Annotated in this window: 18 protein-coding genes; 15 read left to right on the top strand and 3 right to left on the bottom strand. The window is 51.7% G+C overall.

The window, feature by feature from the left end; genetic code table 11:
- The first annotated feature begins 14 nt into the window (after window positions 1–14).
- The 15 genes from cobN to JWG39_RS17430 all read left to right on the top strand — a co-directional run bounded on the left by cobN (window position 15) and on the right by JWG39_RS17430 (window position 18,360).
- Window positions 15–3,788 carry a cobaltochelatase subunit CobN gene (gene cobN, locus JWG39_RS13350; protein WP_205219921.1) on the top strand — a complete coding sequence of 1,258 codons (3,774 nt, stop codon included), beginning with the start codon at window positions 15–17 and terminating at the stop codon, window positions 3,786–3,788.
- The gene (locus JWG39_RS13345) at window positions 3,789–5,747 is read left to right on the top strand and encodes a magnesium chelatase subunit D family protein (RefSeq protein WP_205219920.1); all 1,959 of its coding nucleotides are present in this window, start codon (window positions 3,789–3,791) and stop codon (window positions 5,745–5,747) included. It begins immediately after the preceding gene.
- A gap of 706 nt (window positions 5,748–6,453) precedes the next feature.
- Window positions 6,454–7,488, top strand: coding sequence for a magnesium chelatase ATPase subunit I (locus JWG39_RS13340; RefSeq protein ID WP_205219919.1), 1,035 nt, complete (start codon window positions 6,454–6,456; stop codon window positions 7,486–7,488).
- The gene (locus JWG39_RS13335) at window positions 7,488–8,618 is read left to right on the top strand and encodes an adenosylcobinamide amidohydrolase (protein ID WP_205219918.1); all 1,131 of its coding nucleotides are present in this window, start codon (window positions 7,488–7,490) and stop codon (window positions 8,616–8,618) included. The genes JWG39_RS13340 and JWG39_RS13335 overlap by 1 nt, the downstream gene beginning before the upstream one ends.
- Complete coding sequence (locus JWG39_RS13330; protein ID WP_205219917.1) at window positions 8,599–9,615, top strand: radical SAM/SPASM domain-containing protein; 1,017 nt, start codon at window positions 8,599–8,601, stop codon at window positions 9,613–9,615. Before JWG39_RS13335 ends, JWG39_RS13330 begins: the two co-directional genes overlap by 20 nt.
- 46 nt (window positions 9,616–9,661) lie before the next feature.
- Window positions 9,662–10,468: a DUF3450 domain-containing protein gene (locus tag JWG39_RS13325; protein ID WP_205219916.1), complete on the top strand. Its 807-nt coding sequence runs from the start codon at window positions 9,662–9,664 to the stop codon at window positions 10,466–10,468.
- An 8-nt stretch (window positions 10,469–10,476) separates the two neighbouring features.
- Complete coding sequence (locus tag JWG39_RS13320; protein ID WP_205219915.1) at window positions 10,477–11,958, top strand: MotA/TolQ/ExbB proton channel family protein; 1,482 nt, start codon at window positions 10,477–10,479, stop codon at window positions 11,956–11,958.
- Entirely contained in the window at window positions 11,955–12,578 is a 624-nt protein-coding gene (locus tag JWG39_RS13315; RefSeq protein WP_205219914.1) for a MotA/TolQ/ExbB proton channel family protein, read from the top strand. The genes JWG39_RS13320 and JWG39_RS13315 overlap by 4 nt, the downstream gene beginning before the upstream one ends.
- Window positions 12,578–12,994 (top strand): ExbD/TolR family protein, encoded by a 417-nt coding sequence (locus JWG39_RS13310; RefSeq protein ID WP_205219913.1) that lies wholly within the window; start codon window positions 12,578–12,580, stop codon window positions 12,992–12,994. The genes JWG39_RS13315 and JWG39_RS13310 overlap by 1 nt, the downstream gene beginning before the upstream one ends.
- 7 nt (window positions 12,995–13,001) lie before the next feature.
- Window positions 13,002–13,667: an energy transducer TonB gene (locus JWG39_RS13305; RefSeq protein ID WP_205219912.1), complete on the top strand. Its 666-nt coding sequence runs from the start codon at window positions 13,002–13,004 to the stop codon at window positions 13,665–13,667.
- Window positions 13,668–13,729: 62 nt separating this feature from the next.
- A complete protein-coding gene (locus JWG39_RS13300; RefSeq protein WP_205219911.1) occupies window positions 13,730–15,022 on the top strand; it encodes a tetratricopeptide repeat protein in 1,293 nt (430 codons plus the stop codon).
- Window positions 15,023–15,041: 19 nt separating this feature from the next.
- On the top strand, window positions 15,042–16,196 hold the full coding sequence (locus JWG39_RS13295; RefSeq protein ID WP_205219910.1) for an ABC transporter substrate-binding protein: 1,155 nt from the start codon (window positions 15,042–15,044) through the stop codon (window positions 16,194–16,196).
- On the top strand, window positions 16,193–17,224 hold the full coding sequence (locus JWG39_RS13290; RefSeq protein ID WP_205219909.1) for an iron chelate uptake ABC transporter family permease subunit: 1,032 nt from the start codon (window positions 16,193–16,195) through the stop codon (window positions 17,222–17,224). The genes JWG39_RS13295 and JWG39_RS13290 overlap by 4 nt, the downstream gene beginning before the upstream one ends.
- A gap of 463 nt (window positions 17,225–17,687) precedes the next feature.
- Window positions 17,688–17,876, top strand: a complete 189-nt coding sequence (locus JWG39_RS13285) for a hypothetical protein (RefSeq protein ID WP_205219908.1) — start codon at window positions 17,688–17,690, stop codon at window positions 17,874–17,876.
- 358 nt (window positions 17,877–18,234) lie between these two features.
- A complete protein-coding gene (locus JWG39_RS17430; RefSeq protein WP_439099718.1) occupies window positions 18,235–18,360 on the top strand; it encodes a GxxExxY protein in 126 nt (41 codons plus the stop codon).
- 102 nt (window positions 18,361–18,462) lie between these two features.
- Here JWG39_RS17430 and JWG39_RS13280 read toward each other — a convergent pair whose 3' ends face one another.
- From JWG39_RS13280 to JWG39_RS13270, 3 genes are read right to left on the bottom strand one after another with little or no spacing between them, the layout of a single operon-like run.
- Window positions 18,463–19,935 carry a hypothetical protein gene (locus tag JWG39_RS13280; protein WP_205219907.1) on the bottom strand — a complete coding sequence of 491 codons (1,473 nt, stop codon included), beginning with the start codon at window positions 19,933–19,935 and terminating at the stop codon, window positions 18,463–18,465.
- Window positions 19,925–20,896 (bottom strand): lysylphosphatidylglycerol synthase transmembrane domain-containing protein, encoded by a 972-nt coding sequence (locus tag JWG39_RS13275; protein ID WP_205219906.1) that lies wholly within the window; start codon window positions 20,894–20,896, stop codon window positions 19,925–19,927. The genes JWG39_RS13280 and JWG39_RS13275 overlap by 11 nt, the downstream gene beginning before the upstream one ends.
- Before the next feature lie 35 nt (window positions 20,897–20,931).
- Window positions 20,932–21,999 carry a sulfotransferase family protein gene (locus JWG39_RS13270; protein ID WP_205219905.1) on the bottom strand — a complete coding sequence of 356 codons (1,068 nt, stop codon included), beginning with the start codon at window positions 21,997–21,999 and terminating at the stop codon, window positions 20,932–20,934.
- Window positions 22,000–22,191 lie beyond the last annotated feature (192 nt).

Here is a 22,191-nt window from a genome sequence, read left to right as displayed (position 1 = left end):
GAAGGAGAATTGTTATGGAACAGAAAGAGTGGCGTCTCAGTGTTTTTATTGCCAGTGAACTGAATCTTACTTCGCTGTCTCAGGGTGTGTCGAGTTACTGTGATGAAGGCGGAAAGGTGAAGGTGTATGCCCGTACCCGTCAGCAGTTTTTCGATGAGGCGCAGAAGTCATCTTTTCTTCGTTCCTGCCTGCAGAGCGATGCTGTTCTTCTCTCTCTTCATGGAGGGACAGTGAGTTTTCCGCTTTTTGATCAGCTGATGGAGGCTCTTGCCGCACTGCCACTGGAGAAACGTCCATACCTCCATATCCAGCCAACCGCCGGCGATGAGGATTCCATGCTTGCCGCCGAAAGGGACTGCCCCACCTTTGGGACAGAGTTATGGGATACCTGCTACAAATATATGCTGCGGGGCGGCCGTTTCAACTATAACCAGCTCCTTCGCACCGTCTACAACCATCTCTTTCAGCAGAATCTTCCCGTCGAGCCGCCTTTGAAACAGCGCAACGAGGGAATATATCATCCCGACATGCCCCTTGATATCTCTTTGGAGGAGTATCTTGAAAAGCGGGTACAGCCGGGGCGTCTCACCGTGGGAATCTGGTTCTATCAGACCTACTGGCTTAACGATAATCTCGCCTTTATTGATGCCCTTATCCGCGCAGTAGAGGCGGAGGGGGCGAACGTAATCCCGGTGTTTCATCTCCGTTTCAAGGAGAGCAGCCGCAGCAACCACGGGGCGGACTACGTGGTGGACCACTTTTTTATGGATGAGGGCACGCCGCGTATTGATGCTCTGCTTAACCCCATGTTGTTCAGCCTTAAACTCGCCTCACCAGACTACCACGACCTGCTGGAACGGCTCGGTGTCCCCTTTCTGCAGGCGATGATTTCCATGGGTACCCGCGCTCAGTGGGAGGAGTCTGAGCAGGGAATGCGCACCATGGATGTGAGCTTTAACGCCGCCCAGCCGGAGTTTGACGGCGCGCTGATCTCGGTCCCCGTAGCAACGCGGGAAGAGCAAAAGATCGACCCTGTAACCGGCGGTCTGCTTTGCTGCTGCGAGCCTCTCGGTGGGCGACCGCAGAAGCTTGTCCGTCTCGCACTGAACTGGGCGCGGCTGCGCAGGTTGAAAAATGAGGAGCGACGGGTGGCGATTATCTTCCATCACTATCCTCCCCGGGAAGACCGTATCGGCTGTGCCGCCGGGCTGGACAGCTTTGCTTCGGTGAGTGATCTCGTCTCCCGTTTGAAGAGCGAAGGGTATCAGGTGGAGCGGGAGTATGAAGACGGTACTGAGATGGCCCATGAACTGCTCAAGCGGGTGACGGCGGACCAGCGCTGGCTCACTCCGGAAAAACTGGCGGAGCGTGCGGAGGCGTGGGCAAAACGGGAGAGCTTCACTCCGTGGCATGAAGAGCTGCCTGAGTGGAACCGGGAAAAGATGACGGCGGACTGGGGCAGGATGCCGGGAGAGATGTTTGTGCATAATAACACCCTCTATTTTCCCGGGATGGCCAATGGTAATCTCTTTGTCACCATCCAGCCACCACGGGGAAATTTTGATCACCTGGAGAAAGACTACCACGACATGCACCTCTCGCCGCCTCACCACTATCTGGCGTTTTACCGCTGGATTCGTGATGAGTTTAAGGCCGACGCTGTCATTCATGTGGGTAAACACGGCTCGCTGGAGTGGATGCCGGGCAAGGCCCTCGGGCTGTCGGAGAACTGCTGGCCCGATCTGGCCATCATGGAGCTGCCCAATATCTACCCCTATATCATCAACGACCCGAGTGAGGGGACCCAGGCCAAACGTCGCAGCTACGCCTGCATTATCGATCATCTCACCCCGGTCTTCACCAACGCCGACCTCTACGAAGAGCTGGCGGTGCTGAGCCAGCGGCTGGAAGAGTACAGCATGGCTTCGGCCGAGGATCCGGCGAAGAAGGATATACTCAAACCGCTCATCTGGGAGGCCGTTATAGCAGCACATCTTGAAGAGGATCTCGGCATGACTGAGGCAGCCGCAATGAGTGATTTTGAAGGTTTTCTTGAGCGCATGCACAGCTCTCTTCACGAACTCTCCGATACCATGATCGGGGATGGACTGCATACCCTCGGCCGTCCGCCGCAGGATGAGGGGCTGGTGGAGTTTCTCACTCAGCTTACCCGCAACGATAACGGCAATGTGCCCTCCCTGCGCGAGTCGGTGGTGACGGCAATGGGCTTTGATTATGACGACCTGCTGCTGCACTGCGGGGAAAGTCTGCCTGCGTATGGTGGAAAAACCGGCGGCCAGTGTATTGCCGCCGCCCACGACTGTTGTCTGCAACTGGTGAGAGAACTGGCCGCGAAGCACTTTCAGGGAGCAGCGGTGAAAGAGATCGTGGCGGATTCTTTTCCCGCCCGGGCCGGGGATGTGGTGGAGGCCCTCACCTATGTTGCTGAATCTCTCTCCGTGCGGGTAGCAGCCACCACTGAAGAGATGGACTCCACCCTTGCCGCTCTTGAAGGAAAATATGTCTTACCGGGAGCTTCTGGTGCGCCGAGCCGCGGGCAGGCGGATATCCTGCCCACCGGGCGCAACTTCTACTCGGTTGATCCCCATAAGATTCCCACTCCCGCCGCATGGGAGATGGGGAAACAACTTGGTGATGCCCTTATTGCCCGCTGGCAGGAGGAGAAAGAGGGGTGGCCGGACTCGGTGGGGATCCTTGTCTATGGCGGTGGTACCATGCGCACCCGGGGAGATGATATTGCGGAGATTTATTATCTGATGGGGGTGAAACCGGTGTGGCAAAAATCCTCCGGCAATGTGATTGCTCTTGAGGTTATTCCCCGGGAAGAGCTTGGCAGGCCACGGCTTGATGTTATGCCAAGGGTGAGCGGTTTCTTCCGCGACGCCTTCCCCAATCTGATGGAACAGATTGACGAGGCGGTTGCCATTGTCTCCGCCCTGCGGGAACCGCCGGAATCCAACATCCTGCGACGCAATGTGCTCGCCGATATGGAGGAACTTCGGCAGCAGGGAATGAGCCGGGAGGAGGCGGAGAGGGAGGCGACCTTTCGTGTCTTCAGCTGTCCGCCGGGCAGTTACGGTGCCGGAGTGACGGAGCTTGTGGAATCGAAACAGTGGGAGACGCAGGATGAGCTGGGCGAGGCCTATATTCGTTACTCCTCCCACGCTTACGGGAAAGGGAGTTACGGTGATAAGAAACCTGCCACCTTTCGTCGCCTGCTCTCCCGCATGGAGATGACGGTGAAAAACGAGGACTCCCGTGAGTACGATATGATGTCCTGCACCGACTATTATAACTACTACGGTGGCCTCATTGTTGCTGGCAAGACAGTGCGTGGAGAACTGCCACTGGCGATAGCAGGGGACAGTTCTGATCCGAAACGGGTGAAGATGCGTTCCACCTTCGAGGAAGCGAAACATATTCTTCGCTCCCGTCTGGTCAATCCCAAATGGCTTGAGGGCATGAAACGTCACGGTTATAAGGGCGCGGGCGATATCTCCCACATGATGGATACCATGTTTGGCTGGGATGCCACCGCCGAGGTGATGGATGACTGGATGTATGAAGCCGTGGCGAAGAAATACGCCCTGGACCCGGAGATGCAGGAGTGGATGAAGGAGGTCAATCCCCACGCTCTGCACAATATTCTCGACAAGCTTCTTGAGGCGATCGGCCGCGACATGTGGGACGCTGGCAGGGAGATGGAGGAGCAGCTGCGCGATGAATATCTGGAGATGGAAGGGGAAATTGAGGAGCGGACGGAATAGATGAGCGTTTATCCATTCACTGCCCTTGTCGGTCAGGAGGAGCTGAAGCTGGGACTCCTTCTCAATATTGTCAATCCCGCCGTGGGCGGCGTTGTCATCCGTGGTGAGAAGGGAACGGCTAAATCCACCGCTGTGCGCGGGCTGGCCGAGCTGATGAGCGGGGCTGAGGGAAAGCCGATGCCGTTGATCAACCTGCCCCTCAACGCTACTGAGGATATGCTCGCCGGGAGTATTGATTTTCAGGCGGCATTACGCAGAGGAGAGGTGGTGCTGCAGCCGGGGCTGATGGCTCGCGCGGACGGCGGCATTCTTTATGTGGATGAGGTGAACCTGCTGGACGATCATCTGGTGGACATTATCCTCGACACCGCCGCTTCCGGGATGAACACGGTGGAACGGGAGGGGATCAGTTCTCGCCAAAATGCCTCCTTTGTGCTCATCGGGACCATGAATCCGGAAGAAGGGGAGTTGCGGCCCCAGCTGCTTGACCGTTTTGGGCTTTGCGTAGAGATGGCGGGGTTGGAGGATATAGACCTTCGCGTGGAACTGTTGCAGCGGAGAGAGGCTTTTGACAGCGCCCCGCAGAGTTTTGCAGGACAGTATGCACAGCAGAGTGAGCAGGAGCGGCAGCGTATTCTTGCGGCGCGAAAAAAGGTCCAGAAACTGCGCCTCACCTCGCAGCAGCGCGGCTTTATCGCCGAACTGACTCGAAACAACAACGTGGCCGGACACCGGGCCGATCTGGTACTTGAGCAGGCTGCCATCGCCTGCGCGGCCCTTGAGGGCAGCGGGGCTGTGAAACTGAGTCATATCTCACGCGTCGCACCGCTGGTACTGGCGCACCGTATGCGCGAGGCGGGTGAGGCTCCGCCGGAACCTCCTCCGCCGCCGGAAGCGGAGGCAGAGGAGAGCTCCGCCGAACAGAATGAACAACAGACGGAAAACGACTCCCCGGAGAACAGAGAAGAACCGCAGCAGAGTGGTCAGAAAGAGCAGGGAGAAGCGCAGGAAGAAAGGAGAGAAGATTCCTCTGAGCAGGGGGAAGATGAGAACTCTGCCGATGAGCATGAACGTGAACCTCATGCTCCCGGCGGGGAACTCATTTTTGAGGTGGGAATACCCTTTAAGGTGAAAAGTATTGTCAGTCCGAAGGACCGGCAGGCGCGCCGAGGCAGTGGCCGCCGGTCCCGCAGCCGGGTGCTGCAGAAGCAGGGACGTTACGTGAAGGCGGCGATGGCGGGCGGAGCCGGAGTGGAAGGTGATCTGGCGCTCGATGCCACCCTGCGTGCTGCGGCACCGTGGCAGAAGAGTCGCCGGGCACGGTGCGGTGCCAGCCAGCTTGCAATTCGGCTGGAACCGGGGGATATCCGTTTCAAGGTGCGGGAAAAACGGCTTGGGAATCTCCTCCTCTTTGTGGTGGACGGTTCCGGTTCGATGGGCGCACGCGGACGGATGACTGCCTCCAAAGGGGCGATCATGTCGTTGCTGCTTGATGCCTATCAGAAGCGGGACAAGGTGGCGATGGTCAGCTTTCGCGGACGGGAGGCGGTTGTCAATCTGCCCGTTACCAGCTCGGTGGAACTGGCGGGCAAGATGCTGGCTGAAATGCCGGTGGGTGGCCGCACACCGCTTTCTGCGGGGCTGGTGAAAGGGTATGAGGTGGTGCGGAATTTGCTGGTGCGGGAACCCGCCGCGCGGCCCATCGTCATTATCCTCACCGACGGCAAGGCTAATGTGAGCCTTGGCAGGGAGAAGCCGGTGCGGGAGATGGAACGGCTCGCCGCTGCGCTGCAGAGGGAGGAGCGGGCGCACTATATCGTGGTGGATCTTGAGGAGGAGGGACCGGTGAACTTTCAGCTTGCCCATCGTCTTGCCGGGCTGCTTGGCGCGGAATATTTCAAAACCGGCGACCTCCAGGCGGAAGAGCTGGTTAAGATCGTGCGGGCAAATCAAGGTTGATAACAGGGAGAAAGAAGAAAGGAGACGGGAGGCAGGAGGCGGGAGAAAGGGAACAGCAAAAAGCGATAAGACATTTTTTACCGCGAAGAACGCGAAGGAACGCGAAGGAACGCAAAAGACGGAACAGCGAAAAACTTTTTGCCAACGAATAAAGGCTCTAAACATGCGAATAAAGGCGAAAAAGATTTAAGGACAAAGATTTTGTTTAATTAAGGCAGGCAAGACAGGAGACGGGAGACAGGGAAAGGCAAAAGACGGAAAGAGAAAGCCTGGATGGCCTGCGAAACACGCGAAAGTTTCTCTATATAATACCAATTTCATTTTGTATTGGAGAATTCAAAGGCAGGTGGGACAGACGCCCAATTTGGGCGTCTCTACGATGTCGGCGATTTATCTTACGGGCATTGATTGTACAAATCCGGATACAATTCTGCCGCGATAATCCCGTGGTCGCAATATGGCGTTGTCTTTGTGGAAAGGATGTCCTTGTAGAGACGCCCAATTTGGGCGTCTTCAGCACAACAGGTGGCTCATCTTACAACAGACGTTTCTGCAATGAAATTAATGTATCATCCTGTTTTTTCCTGTCTCCTGTCTCCCTTCTCCTGTCTCCCTTCTCCCTTTTTGTCTTTTCTGAGAAGTGAACAGCAGGCAGCCATATATAAATGATGATTTTTTATTCTTAATCCAGGGACAAACACAAAATATGAAATTGCTAACGTATCCCTTTGCGGCCATTGTCGGTCAGGAGAAGATGAAGCAGGCGCTCATCCTCAATATTATCAACCCCGGCCTCTCCGGCGTACTGATCCGCGGCGAGAAAGGCACGGCTAAATCTACTGCCGTGCGTGCGCTTGCCGAAATTCTGCCGATGATTGAGGTTATCGAAGAGAATGCCTTTCAGCTTGATCCGCAACAGGATTATGAAGAGTACTGCACTCTCTGCCGGGCTCTTGGCAGAGCGGTGGAGGAACAAGAAGATCTTGTCACAACCCGGCGGCGGGTGCGGGTGGTAGAGCTGCCCGTCGGGGCTACGGAGGACCGGCTGGTGGGTACTCTCGACCTCGAACACGCCCTGAAGGAGGGTGAAAAGCGGGTGGAACCGGGACTGCTGGCGCGGGCACACCGTAACATCCTGTATGTGGATGAGGTCAACCTGCTTGATGACCATCTGGTTGATGTACTGCTGGACTCCGCTGCCATGGGCGTAAATACCATTGAGCGGGAGGGGATCAGCTTCTCCCATCCGGCACGGTTTACCCTCGTTGGCACCATGAACCCCGAGGAGGGGGAACTGCGGCCGCAGCTCCTCGACCGCTTCGGCCTCTGTGTCAATGTGGGTGGAATTAATTCTATTGATGAGCGGGTGCAAATCATGGAACGGCGCATGGCCTTCGACACAGATCGCGAGGCTTTTGTTAAGAAGTGGCAGCGGGAGTCGACGGAACTGGCGGACACCATTATTGCAGCCCGCGCGCTTCTGCCGCAGGTCAGCATTGCCCACGCCCTGCTTGAGGAAGTGGCACGGAACTGTATCGAGGTTGGCGTGGACGGCCATCGCGGAGATATCATCATGCTGAAAACAGCGAAGACGCTTGCTGCGCTGTACGGTCGCAAAATGGTTATGGCAGAGGATATACGCGAGGCGGCGGAACTGGTTCTGCCTCATCGTATCCGTCGTCAACCGCTGATGGATATTCCTGATACTGTTCACCAGTACAGAGCGGGCAGGGGGAAATAATGAAACTGCGCACTTTCAGCAGCGGGGTGACCCTTGAGCGACAGGGGAAGGCACTTATTGCCCATTTTCCGGGGCCGTACGGCGTAGTCTCCACTTCAGCGGCGGACGGAGGTCTGCAGCGGGGGATGGAGTATGCCATTAATTTCCAGAGCTGCGAGGGATGCAGTCACAAGGTAAGCGTGAACTGCCGTGACCCGCGGCTCTATCGCCGTTATGTTTGTGAACCTCTGGGTGTGCCGCCGGAGAAGACGGTGATGATGGGAACCGCCGCCAATATGCACTTTGCGGCGATTGTCTGCAGGAGCTTTGAGGATCTTGAAGTGACGGCCGTGGTTACCGGCGGCGTGGAGAGTAATGCCGGACGGGCTGGGGATTCGGCGTCGGTGGTGGAGACGCCGGAGGGTTTTTTCCGTCTTGTCAATGGCCATCGCGAACCCGGTACCATCAACATTATGTTGCTCATTTCCAAACCGCTGACGGACGGGGCGCTTACCCGTTGTATTATCCTTGCCACTGAGGCGAAAACAGTTGCCCTGCAGGAGCTGGCGGTTAATTCCCGCTATTCTCCGGGGCTGGCGACGGGCACCGGCACCGACCAGATAATTGTGGCTGCGCCTGATCCCGAAGACGACAGTTATCGTCTTTTCTGGGCGGGAAAACACGCGAAACTCGGCGAGTTGATCGGCCTCGCGGTTACCGCCGCAGTGAAGAAGACCCTTGCCCGACAGAATGGGCTTACGCCCTCCGGGCAGTGTTCGGCAAAGATTCATCTGGAACGTTTTGGCTGTACCAATATCAGTATGAAGGAGGGGATTGTCGCCTGCCTTGATGAGAAGACGGGAGAGCTCCTCGGGAATAATTTTCAGGCGCTCAATCACGATCCTCTGGTGGTGGCCGCAGCGGCGGCGCTGGCCCACCTGCAGGATAAATTGAGCTGGGGTATTTTGCCGCAGGGATGCCGCATGGAGATTATGGGAGCTGCGGCGGCCCAGCTTGCCTGTGCGGCAGGCGGCCATTTCGAGAAGATGGAGGTGTACCGCGAACGGCTGGGAGAGCGGACGGAAACTGAAGATTTTCTGCAGCTCTGCTGGGAAGCGATAGCGGCGGGATATGTTGACCGCTGGTCCTAATGACGTGACGGGGGCCTCTTTCTACGGGAAGATTTCGTATCTCATTGTTGCCCTCACCAGCAGGTGTAATCTTCACTGTGCGGGGTGTATTCAAAATGCCTCCGCGAAGGGAAATGATATGGATGACAGGGTGATGGATACCCTGCTTGCGCGGATGGACAATGGTAAACCGCTGCTGGTTCAGCTCACCGGAGGCGAGCCGACTCTCCTGCCGGAGAAGATTGAACGTTTTGCCCGGGCTGTGCAGCAGTTCAGGAGGAAACCGCGTCTTGCCCTGCAGACCAACGGAACGCTCATCACCCCGCATCTGGTTGCGATACTGCGTAAATATGAGATTGAAACCGGCCTGAGCATTGACGGTCCACCGGAACTGCAGGAAGAGCTGCGGGGCGGCAGCACGGCTGCCCTGAAGGGACTGCGTCTTCTTGAGGCGAAGCGGATTCCCTTTCGAGTGACCACCGTAGTAAGCGCAGCCAGTGTCGGGCAGCTCGATAAACTGGCGCTGTTTCTTGCCGCCTTTTCCGGGTGTCGGGGGATGGGGCTTGATCTGCTGGTAAAAAAGGGGCGGGGAACAACACGTGCGCTGTCCTCCCCCGAGTCACTCACAGAAAATGTCCGGCGCCTCGTGAGCACTCTGCGGTTTATCAACAGCAGAAGAAAGATTCCCCTGCAGCTGCGGGAACTCTCATTGCTGGAACGGGGGCGCGGCGCAGCTTTCTGTCATGCGGCCTCAGGCAGAAGCCTCGCTGTCACCCCCACAGGCAGGCTTTATCCCTGCGGGCAGGTGATGAATGAAGAGAGTTTTTCCCTCGGGAGTATTGAAGACCCGCGACCGCGTCATCACCTCCTGCAAAGTGTTCGCCTGCAGTGTCCCGAGGGTGTGGAATGTGAACTGCAGGGTCGCTGTCCGGGGGACTGTCCCTCACGGCTTTTAACGAATGGTGACGACGGCCAGTTGATCTGTGCGCTGTATCGGGGAATTCAGGAAAGCTGTTAATTCTTATCACGCAGTACGAATCATATCTTTTTTCGAGGAGTTGTGAATGTCAGGTAAAGCACAATGTCAACTGTGGTTCACAGCGGCTCTTGTCCTGTCGCTGTTTTTTCCACCACCGGCAGTTCTGGCGGTCTCTGTTCAGCAGCAGGTGGAAAAACCCCTTCGGCAGTCCATCGACACCCGTCAGCAGGCGCAGAAGAAGGTGGAGCAGTGGCAGGACGATCGTGCAGATCTCACCTCCCGCTTTGTCGCACTGACGAGTGAGACGGCGGAACTTGTCACATACAGCGAAAAGCTGAAGGACAGCGTCGAGGCTTCCCGCAATCGGCTTGCTGCAAAGAAGCAGCAGCTTGCCGAGATAAAAAAGATCAGTGAAGAGATTGCCCCTTTTCTTGATGAACTGCTGACTCAGCTGCGGGAGGTGAGTGCGGACGGCCCTCCATTCCTTCAGGAAGAGCGTGCAGAGCGATTGAGCAGGATGGAGAAGATGATGGGAGATCCCGCCATCTCTGTTGGCGAGAAATATCGCCGCCTGATGGAGGCCCTGCATATCGAGGCTGAATACGGTTTTACCACTGAGGTCTCCCGCGAGGAGATTGACCTCGGTGCCGGGCCGATGCTGATGGACATTTTCCGCTTTGGTCGGTTGAACCTTTTCTCTCTCAGCCTTGACGGGCTCACCTGCGGCCGTTTTAACGAAGCGGCCGGCACGTGGGAAAAGCTTGAAGACGGCTGGCTGCGCGAGATCCGTACCGTTATCGCCATGGCGCGCAAAGAACAGCCGGTGGATCTGGTGAATCTGCCCATTGGTAAAATCAGTGGCGCACATTCCTTCACCGAAAATCAAAACTGAGGTCTCTTATGAAATATCTGCATGTATCCTCTGTTCTGGTTTTTCTTCTGCTCTTTTTTTTCGTCGAACCCCTTCTGGCTGAGGACGCGAGGGTTGGAGCCGGCCAGGCCGATCACCAACGGGCAGAGCTGGTCCGTCAAGCGCAGGCTGAAAAGGCTGCGGCGGTGCAGTCTGCCCGGGAAATTGAAGCCGCCATCCGCACAGACCGTCAGGCCCTTGAACAGGCTGTGGCTGAACTTGAGGCAAAGAAAAAACGGCTCAACGCCACGGTCAGTAACCTGCATCAGGAGGAGACGCAGATCACTGCGGAGGAGAGCGATGTTGACGTGCAGTTGCACAAGATCGACGGCATGGTGAAAGAGTTGATCGGTCAGATTCGTATCAACGCCAAAGATCTTGATGAACTGATCGGACAGGATCCGCAGTATGCCCGGCGCGGAAAAAAGGGACAGCCCCTCAATTTTCTCTCTGCGGTTGCGGGGGATGAAAAATTTCCGGGAATGGAGGATATCCGCACAATGGATACGGCGCTGCTGGAGATTATCCGCAGCTCCGGTGAGGTGAATCTGAAGAACATTGTGATTACCAGCCGTTCCGGCAGGGAAAGTGAGGCGGAGGTTGTCATGGTCGGTCCCTTTACCGGGGTCTATCGGCTCGGCGGTGAAACCGGGTTTCTCAATTTCACGCCGGGCAGTGACAGACTCTTTGCCCTTGCCAACCTGCCGGATTCGAGTCTGCGCAGGGACATCGCCTCTTATATGGATGGCAGCAGTCCAGCGGTGCCGGTGGATATCAGTCGCGGCGGTGCCCTGCGCCAGATCAGCCACCGGGTCAGTTTTATTCAGCAGATCCATCAGGGCGGACCCATCGTCTGGCCGATTCTTGCTCTGCTGCTTTTCGGTGTGCTCATCGTGGCAGAGCGCTCATTTTACCTGTTGCGCTATCGCCAGTTGAAACCGCCGCTTATTGCCCGTATCCGAATCCTGGCCGGGAAAGGCAACTGGGGAGCCTGTGAAAAACTCTGCGCGGGAAATCAATGGAAGAAGCGGCCCATGGGAAGGGTGCTCGGGGCCGGGCTTTCCGTCCGCACTCTTGACCGGGAAGAGATTGAAAATGTTCTCCATGAGGCCATTCTCGCGGAGGTTCCCCGGCTGGAACGCGGACTTTCCACTCTTGGGATGTTTACCACTATTTCTCCACTGCTTGGTCTGCTCGGGACGGTGACCGGGATGATCAACGTCTTCCACGTCATTACCCTCTACGGAACGAGTGACCCGCGGATGATGTCCAGCGGAATTTCCGAGGCGCTGGTAACCACCATGCTCGGGCTCTCTGTTGCCATCCCGCTGATGCTGCTGCACAACATGATTTCCCGGGGTGTGGATCGTATTATCGGCGACATGGAAGAACAGTCGGTATCGCTGGTCAATCTTATCTTTAAACTGCGCAGTCAGGAAAGCGTCCTGCGCGGGAAGACCGCGACCCGATGATCTTTTTTGAAGAACACGTGTATGCTTTGAGCACCTCTTTTCATACCGGCGGGCCGGTTATGGTGCCCCTGCTGCTGGTCAGTCTCGTCGTCTGGCTGCTGATTGCCGAGCGCTGGTTGTACCTTCGGCAGATGGGCAGGAAGATGATGAGCGGGGAAGAGGCGTGGCGACATATTGAGCAGGGTAAAATTCCTGCTGCCGGGAGAGGAGGAATGGCTGGTCTGCTTACCCGCCGTTTTATGGAGGAACGCAGTGGAGATCCACTGCTCGACAAGCGAATTCTTGATGAGGTGGTGCAGAGCGTCCAGCGTCCGCTTAACGGTCTTCTCCCGCTGATTGGCGTGCTTGCGGCTCTCACACCGCTGCTCGGCCTGCTTGGTACTGTTACCGGGATGATGAGTACATTCAAGGTGATGTCGCTCTTTGGTACCGGCGACGCCAGAGGCATGGCTTCAGGCATTTCTGAAGCGCTGATTACCACCGAAACCGGCCTGATTATAGCCATTCCGGCCATGTATATGAAAAATTATCTCGAACACCGTGCGCAGCAAATTGGAGAGCAAATTGTCAGTACCGGTTATTTTCTGCGCCGTCACCTTCATGGGAAGGAGAGCGAATAATGTTGAGTATAAGTTCTGAACGCAGGCGAAACCGGAAAACTCCGGGACTGGATATCTCCTCGCTCATTGATATGGTTTTCATCCTGCTCATCTTCTTTCTGGTTAATACCAGCTTTGTCAAGGAAACGGGGGTGCAGGTCGCGCGGCCGACAGCGTCTACTGCCACAGTGGAAAAGCAGAGTGCCATTCTCATTGCCATAAATACAGAGGGCCGTATTTACATGGATCACCGGGAGATCGATGTTCGCGCGGTGCGTGCCAATGTTGAGCGGGCGCTGGCGGAAAATCCGGAGGCGGCAGTTATTGTGGTGGCCGACAAGGCGAGCAGTACCGGGACAGCCATTCAGGTGATGGATGGTGCGCGGCTGGCCGGAGCTCATTCTGTCTCCCTTGCGGCGAAACGTCCGACACGGTGAGTGTGGAATGAAGAGCAGCGGAAACAGGGCGGGGCTGGACTGGTTGAAGGCGGGGGTCGTGTCTCTCCTTCTCAATATTGTGCTCTTTCTTGTCATCCCGGGCCTGACAGCGGTGCGACCGCAGAAACAGCAGCTGGAAGAGATGGATCAGCTCATCACCCTCACTCAAGTGCGCGAGCCTGAGACTGAGAAGGAGAAACCGCCTGAGCCTCCGAAACCGCCGGAAGAGCAGCCGAAGGTGGAAAATGTTGTTCACAGGATGGTTCTGCCGACGCAGAAGCTGTCGCTTCCTTTTGAACTCAACCCCCGTTTGCCAGCGATCGAGGGTGGCGTTGAGCTGCCGCCGATTGATACCAGTCTGCCGCAGGCGGATATGAGTGGCATGTTTGAGGTTGGAGCGCTGGACGCCCCGCTGGTGGGAATGTCACAGATGCCGCCGCACTATCCGCAGAGAGCGAAGCGGTTCGCGATTCAGGGCTGGGTGAAGATCGAGTTTGTGGTCAATGAGGAGGGACGGGTGGAGAATGTGAAGGTGCTGGAGTCACAGCCGAAAGGTACCTTTGAGCGGGCGGTAATCCGGGCAGTTTCTCACTGGCGTTTCAGACCTGGGACCATTGGCGGCATACCAGTGAAGGCACGTGTGCAGCAAAAAATCATCTTCAGGGTACCTTGAATAACCAGTCTTACAAGATTATTCAAAATACCCTTTAACCTGGATTGAGGAGGACTGATACCTTGAAACGTCTACTCGCTTTCACCATGCTGTTGTTGTTCCTTGTGCCGGGCATGGCTCTCGCCGACAAAAAATATCCGCCGGTGGTGGGGATTGCGCTCTCCAAAGCTGTCCCTTTAATGAGGCAGAAACAGTATGCGGAGGCGACGGCCATCCTGCAACAGGCCCTTGGGGAGAAGGGCGGTACGCATGAGGAGATCTACCTGCAACTCGGCAACTGCGCCATGCTGCAGGGAACGTTTTCTCTTGCGGTACAGCACTATAAGGAGGCTCTCAAAGGTGATGATACTGCTGTCAGTCTGTGGCTGAATCTCGGAAAGGCCCAATATCAATTGAAACACTTTGCTGGAGCGGGAGACTCTTTCCAGCAGGCGTGGGACAGGGCATCTCCGCAGGAGCAGAAGGCGGATATTCTCTTCTGTCTGGCGACGGCCTGGCGTATGGCTGGCAATGGTGGAAAGGCCGTCGTGGCTTTCGAGAAACTTTTCCAGCTCTATCCCAAAAAGGTAACTTCTGCGTGGCGTGAGCAGTATATTCATGCCCTTATGGAGAGTGAACAGATAAAGAAGGCTCTGCCGCTTATTCGTCAGATGATTGCCACTTCCAGTGGAAAGATGAAAATGCAGTGGCAGGAGATACTGCTGTCACAGTATGTCGAGTTACAGATGTATTCGCAGGCGGAGACCCTCGCACGCACTCTCACGGAGGCAGATCCCGGTGAGGTGAAATGGTGGAAAGCGCTGGCCCATCTGCAGCTCGCCGCAGGAAGGATGGAGCAGGCACTGGCCGCGCTTATTGCCTGCAGTTACCTGGAACCGCTCGATGCGCAGGAGCTGACACTGCTGGCGGATCTCTATATGGAAACGAATGTTCCGGGGAAAGCAGCCCCTCTCTACAGGCAACTTTTGCAAAGGAAGTATCGGCAGAGAACTCTTCAACGGCTGGTGGTTGCCCTGCACCGTGAAGACAAGGATGAGACAGCGTTGAAGGTTCTGCAGCAGTATCGCGAAGAGACGGTGAAGTCGGCATCTCTGCTGCAGCTTGAAGGGGAAATTCGTTATGGGCGGCGGGAGTTTTTTCAAGCGGCAGAGGCCTATCGTGTGGCGGCCGGGCTGAAGGGACACCAGAAAGGCCGCTGCTGGCTGATGGCAGGGTACTCTGCGTTGCAGGGAAAGGACTGGTCCGCTGCCCGGCAATATCTGCACAAAGCGTCAGAATTTAAAAGGCAGAAGAAGCCTGCATGGAGTGCGCTGAAGGTGGTACAAATGGAACTCGCGAGAGCATCAGCAGGGTAAAAAGCCGAAAAGAGAAAGAGTGAAGGAGAAAGACGTGGGAAGAGAGGGATGGATAAAGAGAAGGATGGTGACTGTATGGCTGGTGACGGTTCTTCTTTTCTGTTTTCAGGTACAGTTGCAGGCTGTAGAACTGCGCTACGCCACAGGTTTTGAAGCACACGAAGAAAACGGAGTGACCCTGCTCACGGTGTACCGGCCGTGGGCTGGTTTGAAAGCTGATTTTCACTATCTCCTGAAAAAAAGAGGAGAGAAGACTCCGCCAGGCTATGAGGAGTGCCAGGTGGTGGAAGTCCCGGTGCGGAGCATGGTGGTACTCTCCACTCCGGCGATTGGTTTTCTGACAAAGCTGGACGCCCTTGATACGCTGGTGGGTTTCAGTGCACCCTCTCGATTGAACAGCGAGTTTGTACACCGCGCGGTCAAAGAGGGCCGGGTGGCAGCGGTGGGAGAGGGTTCGAATCTGCGGGTGGAGAAGGTCCTTTCTCTGTCGCCAGAGATTGTTTTTTCCTTTGCTACCGGCTCCTTTCGGGATTCTCACCCCAAATTGATGGAGGCGGGGCTGAAGGTGGGACTGGTGGCCGAGTATATGGAGAATCATCCCCTTGGCTGGGCGGAGTGGATTAAATACTTTGGCTTGTTTGTGGGCAAAGAGGCGCAGGCCGAGAAAATTTTCAACGGAGTTGAACAGCGTTATAACAGCCTTGCCGAAAAGGTTGCTGCACTGCCTAAAGAAAATAAGCCGACGGTGATAACCGGTGCGCCCTTTAACGGGGAGTGGTTTGTGGCAGGAGGCAAGAGCTTTCTGGCTCATCTCTTTGCCGATGCCGGTGCGGATTATCTGTGGAAGGATTCCAGCTATGGGGGGTCAAAACCGGTGGACGTGGAGATGATTTTTGCCCGTGGGCAGAATGCTGATTGCTGGTTCAATCCCGGATCGTGGAAAAGTGTGGCCGAGGGACGGGCGGTAGATATGCGCTTTCAGTATTTCAAGGCCATGCAGGAGAGGCGAATTTACAATAATAACCGGCGGGCCAACACCTCCGGCGGGAACGATTACTGGGAATCCGGAGTGATTGCTCCTGATGTTATTCTCGCGGATATGGTGTCGATCTTTCATCCCGAACTGGTTCCAGAGCACAAACTCTACTACTACACCCGTCTGCCGGAGAAATGATGAGACGTGTTTTCTTTCCTCTGCTTGCCTGTACGTTGCTGGGGTCCTTTTTTATTCTCGACCTTGCCACGGGCAGTGTCACCATTCCTCCGCATGATGTCTGGGCGGTGCTTACAGGTGGAGACCCCTCGGTTGCGAGCTGGAAGACCATCCTGCTTCTCTTTCGCCTGCCCAAGGCTCTGGCGGCCATCGCTGCGGGTATGGGGCTGGCGGTGAGCGGTCTGATGATGCAGACCCTTTTTCGCAATCCCCTCGCCGGGCCTTCCATTCTTGGAATCAGTGCCGGGGCAAGTCTCGGGGTGGCCATTGTCGTTCTTGGAAGTGGTCTGGGACTGGGCGGTACCGGACTGATCAGCGGGATGGGACTGGGTGGCAATCTTTCCATTGTGGTGGCGGCAACCCTCGGTGCCATGCTGGTACTGGTGGTGATTCTGCTGGCGGCGCAGCGGGTACAGAACGTCATGACCCTGCTCATTGTCGGTCTGCTCGGCGGTTTTGCACTGAACGCCGGGGTAAGTGTGCTGATCCACTTCAGTCGACCAGAGATGACCCAGGCCTATATGGCGTGGAGCTTCGGCAGTTTTGCCAATGTTACCTGGAATGAGCTGAAAATATTCTTGCCGGTAGTGCTGCTTGGCACCCTTATCGCCTGTACCTTCGGCAAGGCGCTGAATGTGCTGCTCTTCGGCGAGACCTACGCACGCTCCATGGGAGTGAATTTCATCTGGATACGCCTGGTGATAATCACTGTTACCGCCATCCTCGCCGGGGCGGTGACCGCCTGGTGCGGGCCGGTGGGCTTTATCGGCATTGCCGTACCCCATCTCGCCAGAGCGCTGCTTGGCAGCTCGGACCATCGCTTTCTCCTGCCCGCCACGGCGGTGATGGGAGGCGTGACGGCCCTTGGTGCCGACATTATCGCTCAGATGCCGGGCTTTGAGACGGTTCTGCCGCTGAACGCGGTGACTGCTTTAATTGGCAGTCCGGTGATTATCTGGTTCATCCTGCGGCGACGGATGGTGATGTGATAGCAATTACATTTTGTATTGGCGGATTTAAAGATGGGTGGGACAGACGCCCAATTTGGCGTCTCTACGATGTCGGCGATTTATCTTACGGGCATTGATTGTATAAATCCGGATACAATTCTGCCGCGATAACCCGTGGTGGTAATATGGCGTTGTCTTTGTGGAAAGGATGTCCTTGTAGAGACGCCCAATTTGGGCGTCTTCAGCACAACAGGTGGCTCATCTCACAACAGATGTTTCTGCAATGAAATTAATTGTATCATCCTGTTTGTCCTGTCGTGTTTTTTGGTCAGTAAAAAATGTAAATGGTATGAGGCGGGGAATAATTGCTTTACGGCAAAAAATCTTTTCGCTGTTCTGTTGGTGATAATCGTTCTTATCTTCAGGGTATCCTTAACAGGATCAGGTGCCCACGTTGTGCCACAATGTAGTGGTAAAAAATTCAAAAGGAAGGAGATACGCCATGCTTGCAGTAGACAAAATTGCATCCGCTTTCAAAGGAATTATTGAAGAAGCAGAAAAAATCAATCTGGACAAACTCAGCGCTGAAGATGCCGCCGCCGTGAAAAATATTATCTCCATCTCCAAACATCAGAATGATGTTCGTGGTATGGAGATGAGCGGTGAGTGCGGTCACGGAAAGCATTCCTGAGAGCCAGGAAAATTCTAATGGTGTTGAAAAGGCCGTTTCCCTTTGGGGAAGCGGCCTTTTTTTGCCAGCGAAACATGCGAAAAGGGCAGTTTATACCATTTACATTTTGTATTAACCAGAGGATGCGAGTAAAGATAGAACAACAGCAATTCTCTGTTTAATTTTAAAATATTTTTCTCAAGTTTTTCGCTGTTCCGTCTTTTGCTTTTCCCTGTCTCCCGTCTCCTTTCTCCTGTCTCCCATCCCCCTGCCTTTACATTCGCCAATAGAAAGTGAAAATGGCATTGAGTACGGTCACAACTTAATAGGAATGGTATAAGACTGGCTACCACGGAAAACACGGAAGGACACGGAAAACATCAATTATATTAAAGCAACAAATTTAAAACCAGGATTATTAATCAACTTTGGGAGTTATCCGAAAGTTGAGATTGAGTGTTTTGTTCTCTACTCTTCCGTGCTTTCCTTGTCTTCCGTGGTTTAGCCAGGGAGTAAAGCACTATTTCAAGGTAATTCATTATATCGGATACGTATTGTCCGTGAAGTCAATTCAAGAAGACAAAATATTTGTTAAAAATTAAATGAATTATGGTTTAAACATCCAAAATATTAAAAATATCGAGTAAAAAAAGATTAACATACCGCTTCGAAAAAACTTCCTTGGAACACATTTAAGTTTCTCTATGAGTACATTGCCGAAAAACGATGCCCCCAATACCCACATTGGCAACATAGAAAAAACATATCGTCCATGCCCCGGATGATACAATGACATCGACATCACACACACGACATTTGCCATAAAGAAAATGGAAAAGGTTCCGATTGAGCTTATTGATAATAATACAGAAAATAACCATAACACTGATAAAAATAATACCGTATAATACCAATATGAATTAAATAAAATTACTAATTTTGCTTTTTCTGAAGCAGGCGAATAATTTGAATCGAGACGATATCCACCCATGGTATCAGATCTTTTAATTTTCGGAAACCATACTGACGGCTCATTTTCAATTCCAACAGTATTCATAGTACCTGCTAAAAATTGATTTTCATTTCCCATTACATTGGAAATATTTCTCGATATGGCTGAAATCAAGGTTGCTGGCGTAGAATTCTGCTTCACCTTTTCATACATCCGTTTTAGAGCTTTTTCTTTATTATTACCATGTTGCATCGTCATAATAGCAAGATCATGATCATACCGTTCACCTCTTCGATACCCCCAACCACTGTCAGCAGGAGAATGCGCCCAGATATTCCATTTTAGCCACTTTTCTTGTTTGACATTTTGGCCGGGCTGATAAGTTAATTCTTGTCTAAAAAATGAAGCACCGGTCATCCAAGGGCCCCAGCTTATCGCAAAACCTAATGTAATAAAACTAATTAATATTAAAGAATATTTAATTTTTTCGAATGATAGTGAATTGATTTTTAGAAACAAAATTCCTATATACAACAATGGTCCAAAAACAATCATGCTGGGCCTGAAATACAGACTTCCACCCCAAAGAACACCTATAAATATATATTTGAGATAATTTTGCTTAACTCCATTATCCACAATTGCTTGATATGCAAAAAGAGCTGTTAAAAAGATAAACCATCCAGCTATAAAATCCCCCCAAACATTAAATGAAAAGGAAATCATCATAGGAGAAACAGCAATAAATCCGGCAAATATCCTGGTGATTATTTTTCCAAAAATTCTGCATACAACGATACAACTTGTTACAAATAAAAATGTCTCAAAACTCATAAAAACAAACCGCATAAAACTTAATGAGTCCGAGATACTCTGGGAAAAAAATATTAAAATGGTTGTCCCAGGCATCCTGTGCTGATGACTAAATAAAGAAATTAAAATATCGTAAAGATTAGAAGAATTATGCAGGCTGGCAGCAATATTAAAATAGCTTAGCTCATCACCATGAAGTCCCTGCACAATGGCAACTTGAAAAAACCAAAGCAATTTCAGGGAAATATTGAGTAATAAAATCAGACCTAACCACTTGTCAAAAGGCAGTATTATGAATTTATTCTTATTTGCCATTACCGTGCTCCTTCTCCTCTATCGTCCCAAACAACCAAAACGTAATCAGGCCTATCGCAATCACTTGAAACAACATCAGCATTTGTAAGATAACAGTTAAAGATATCGCTTCCTTAACATTAACACCATAATGCACAAGAATACTTGAACCAGCAAATTGATATGTCCCAATATTAGCTGGCAACGGAGATATAAAACCAGCGAAATTTGCTGAAACCACAAGACCTGGCCCCTGAGTCCAATGAAACAATTCACCTAAACTATACATTGCACCACTCATCCCCAGCGCTAAACACAACCAAATAACTAGAGTCATAAAAATGACTCTAGTACGCTGCATCGGAGACAAATTGCTTAATAAAGCATTTTGCAATGAAACAATTCTTTTGTGAAATATTTTATTGGAAACATCATTCATTGAAGACAAGCGAATAAAAAATCGAAATACAACCTCTAGTTTATCGGCAAAAATAATTGCAACAAGAACACTAAAAATCATCCCCCCAATAACACTTTTTTCTGTCATGGTAACAGTATCGTTAAAACTATAAAATACAACCACAATACTAATAAAAAACAGCACGATAACATCTGTAATTTTTTCAAATAAAAAGACGCCAACCCCAAACGTACCACTCCCCCCTTTTGACTTCAACCAAAGAACCCTCGCTAATTCACCTGTCATAAATGGAGATATCGATTTTATCATAAACAACCACTGAAAATTTGACCATGCCTGAAAAATTGTCAAGCGAACATGTTTTCTAAGGAGATATCGCCAACGAAGAGAACGAATAAAATTAGCGCAAAAAAAACTAAAGGAATAAAATATCCATCCATATTTGCCGTCCTTTAATATAGAACGCAGGTCATTTAAATCAGGAAATTTTCCCGATAAACTAAAAGAAGTAAAAAGAAGCAGAATTATTACCAAAGATGATAATAGTAACTTCGGTTTCAATATTCTCATTTGATAATAATTTAAACTCTATTCAATTAACGATTATTTTTTTTCTTTAACGATAATGTTTGATACAAAGAAATATTTAATATCTGAGAAATTTTAATAACTAATGGGAAGATAGAAAAAGCTCTCCTTTTCCAAGTTATTTTACCAAAAAAGAATTCTTTAATTTCTTTTAATATTTCCCAAGCAAACACAAATATCGTTTGCTTGTCATCCTTCAACATTAAGTCTTCAAATCCGTATTTAGTTAAAGAACGTCCAGCAACCTTCATAAACAACTTTTTGTGCTTTTCCTCCATCTCAAGAGGCCATTTTAATTGAAATTCTTTATCTGGGGAAGATTTTGATTTTTTATAATGTTCTTTTTCAGCTAAAACTGCAAACACATTATTATTTTTAAAAGAGCTTTCTTGTAGCGGCATCCTTATAAATTTACTGATTTCATCAAGCACCTCATACTCATTTTCAATAATATCTGAAAAATTAATTTCAAGATAACGACTGGGATTCCTGCGTCCCCAATCAGCATATAGGGTAACATGCTTTTGCCATAACAGTGCCGATTTCAATACTGATTTTGGACCAAACCACGTTTTTCTCCAAGACAAGCTAACATCTCTTCCATCTCTAATAACATGAATAAATTTTGTTTCAGGTAAAAGTGTAGATAAGAACTCAATATCAACTGGAGAGTAATAAGAAAATTTTTCTATGACCCCAGCAGACCCTTTAATTTTTGCATGAACTCGATAAATATCGTTAATGAGATTTTTGTAATCACCGCTACCGTCAGCTAGCTGCTCAACCTTCTCTATACTTTCTAAAATACTTATTTGACGAACTTTTTCCAAATTATAACCAGAGATAATTCCCCATCGGATTTTTGTGAAATCCTGAAGAGCTTTAATGAGACCAAGCCGATTTTTCTTATCCTTCAGATTGCGCCACAGCCATAAATATTTTGAGAATAAAAAAATATAGTGCGTCTCTGAAATAGCGCTCAAATCAAAATGTCGAGCTAACTGCGCCTGCATTAAGGTTGTCCCCGACCTTGGACAACCTATAACAGAGACTACATTTGGAAGTTTTTCGTTCATTTATAGTTTTCCCTGATATGTTGAGTATTTCATTTTCAATCTTCCACCTGGCACGGGTACCACGCCAGCTATTCCCGGTTGGAGCTAAAAAACGGCCTGAAATTGATTTTCGTACCATCGGCTGTGAATTCAGCACAAAACCAAACAGTATAATGTGGTTTTTGAGCAACAATATGCAAATCGGGTGGGAAC

It is taken from the genome of Desulforhopalus vacuolatus (assembly GCF_016918505.1).
GTDB classification, from domain to species: Bacteria; Desulfobacterota; Desulfobulbia; order Desulfobulbales; family Desulfocapsaceae; genus Desulforhopalus; species Desulforhopalus vacuolatus.
Note: the sequence above shows the minus strand (reverse complement) of the source record. Positions and strands in the feature narration are given on the sequence as shown.

Bases quoted from the DNA above. Each gene is read 5' to 3' on its own strand.
- JWG39_RS13310 (WP_205219913.1), top strand. From the start codon at position 12,578: ATGTTGAGTATAAGTTCTGAACGCAGGCGAAACCGGAAAACTCCGGGA.
- JWG39_RS13340 (WP_205219919.1), top strand. From the start codon at position 6,454: ATGAAATTGCTAACGTATCCCTTTGCGGCCATTGTCGGTCAGGAGAAG.
- JWG39_RS13280 (WP_205219907.1), bottom strand. From the start codon at position 19,935: ATGGCAAATAAGAATAAATTCATAATACTGCCTTTTGACAAGTGGTTA.
- cobN (WP_205219921.1), top strand. From the start codon at position 15: ATGGAACAGAAAGAGTGGCGTCTCAGTGTTTTTATTGCCAGTGAACTG.
- JWG39_RS13325 (WP_205219916.1), top strand. From the start codon at position 9,662: ATGTCAGGTAAAGCACAATGTCAACTGTGGTTCACAGCGGCTCTTGTC.
- JWG39_RS13335 (WP_205219918.1), top strand. From the start codon at position 7,488: ATGAAACTGCGCACTTTCAGCAGCGGGGTGACCCTTGAGCGACAGGGG.
- JWG39_RS13315 (WP_205219914.1), top strand. From the start codon at position 11,955: ATGATCTTTTTTGAAGAACACGTGTATGCTTTGAGCACCTCTTTTCAT.
- JWG39_RS13285 (WP_205219908.1), top strand. From the start codon at position 17,688: ATGCTTGCAGTAGACAAAATTGCATCCGCTTTCAAAGGAATTATTGAA.
- JWG39_RS13290 (WP_205219909.1), top strand. From the start codon at position 16,193: ATGATGAGACGTGTTTTCTTTCCTCTGCTTGCCTGTACGTTGCTGGGG.
- JWG39_RS13330 (WP_205219917.1), top strand. From the start codon at position 8,599: ATGTTGACCGCTGGTCCTAATGACGTGACGGGGGCCTCTTTCTACGGG.
- JWG39_RS13270 (WP_205219905.1), bottom strand. From the start codon at position 21,999: ATGAACGAAAAACTTCCAAATGTAGTCTCTGTTATAGGTTGTCCAAGG.
- JWG39_RS13320 (WP_205219915.1), top strand. From the start codon at position 10,477: ATGAAATATCTGCATGTATCCTCTGTTCTGGTTTTTCTTCTGCTCTTT.
- JWG39_RS13345 (WP_205219920.1), top strand. From the start codon at position 3,789: ATGAGCGTTTATCCATTCACTGCCCTTGTCGGTCAGGAGGAGCTGAAG.
- JWG39_RS13305 (WP_205219912.1), top strand. From the start codon at position 13,002: ATGAAGAGCAGCGGAAACAGGGCGGGGCTGGACTGGTTGAAGGCGGGG.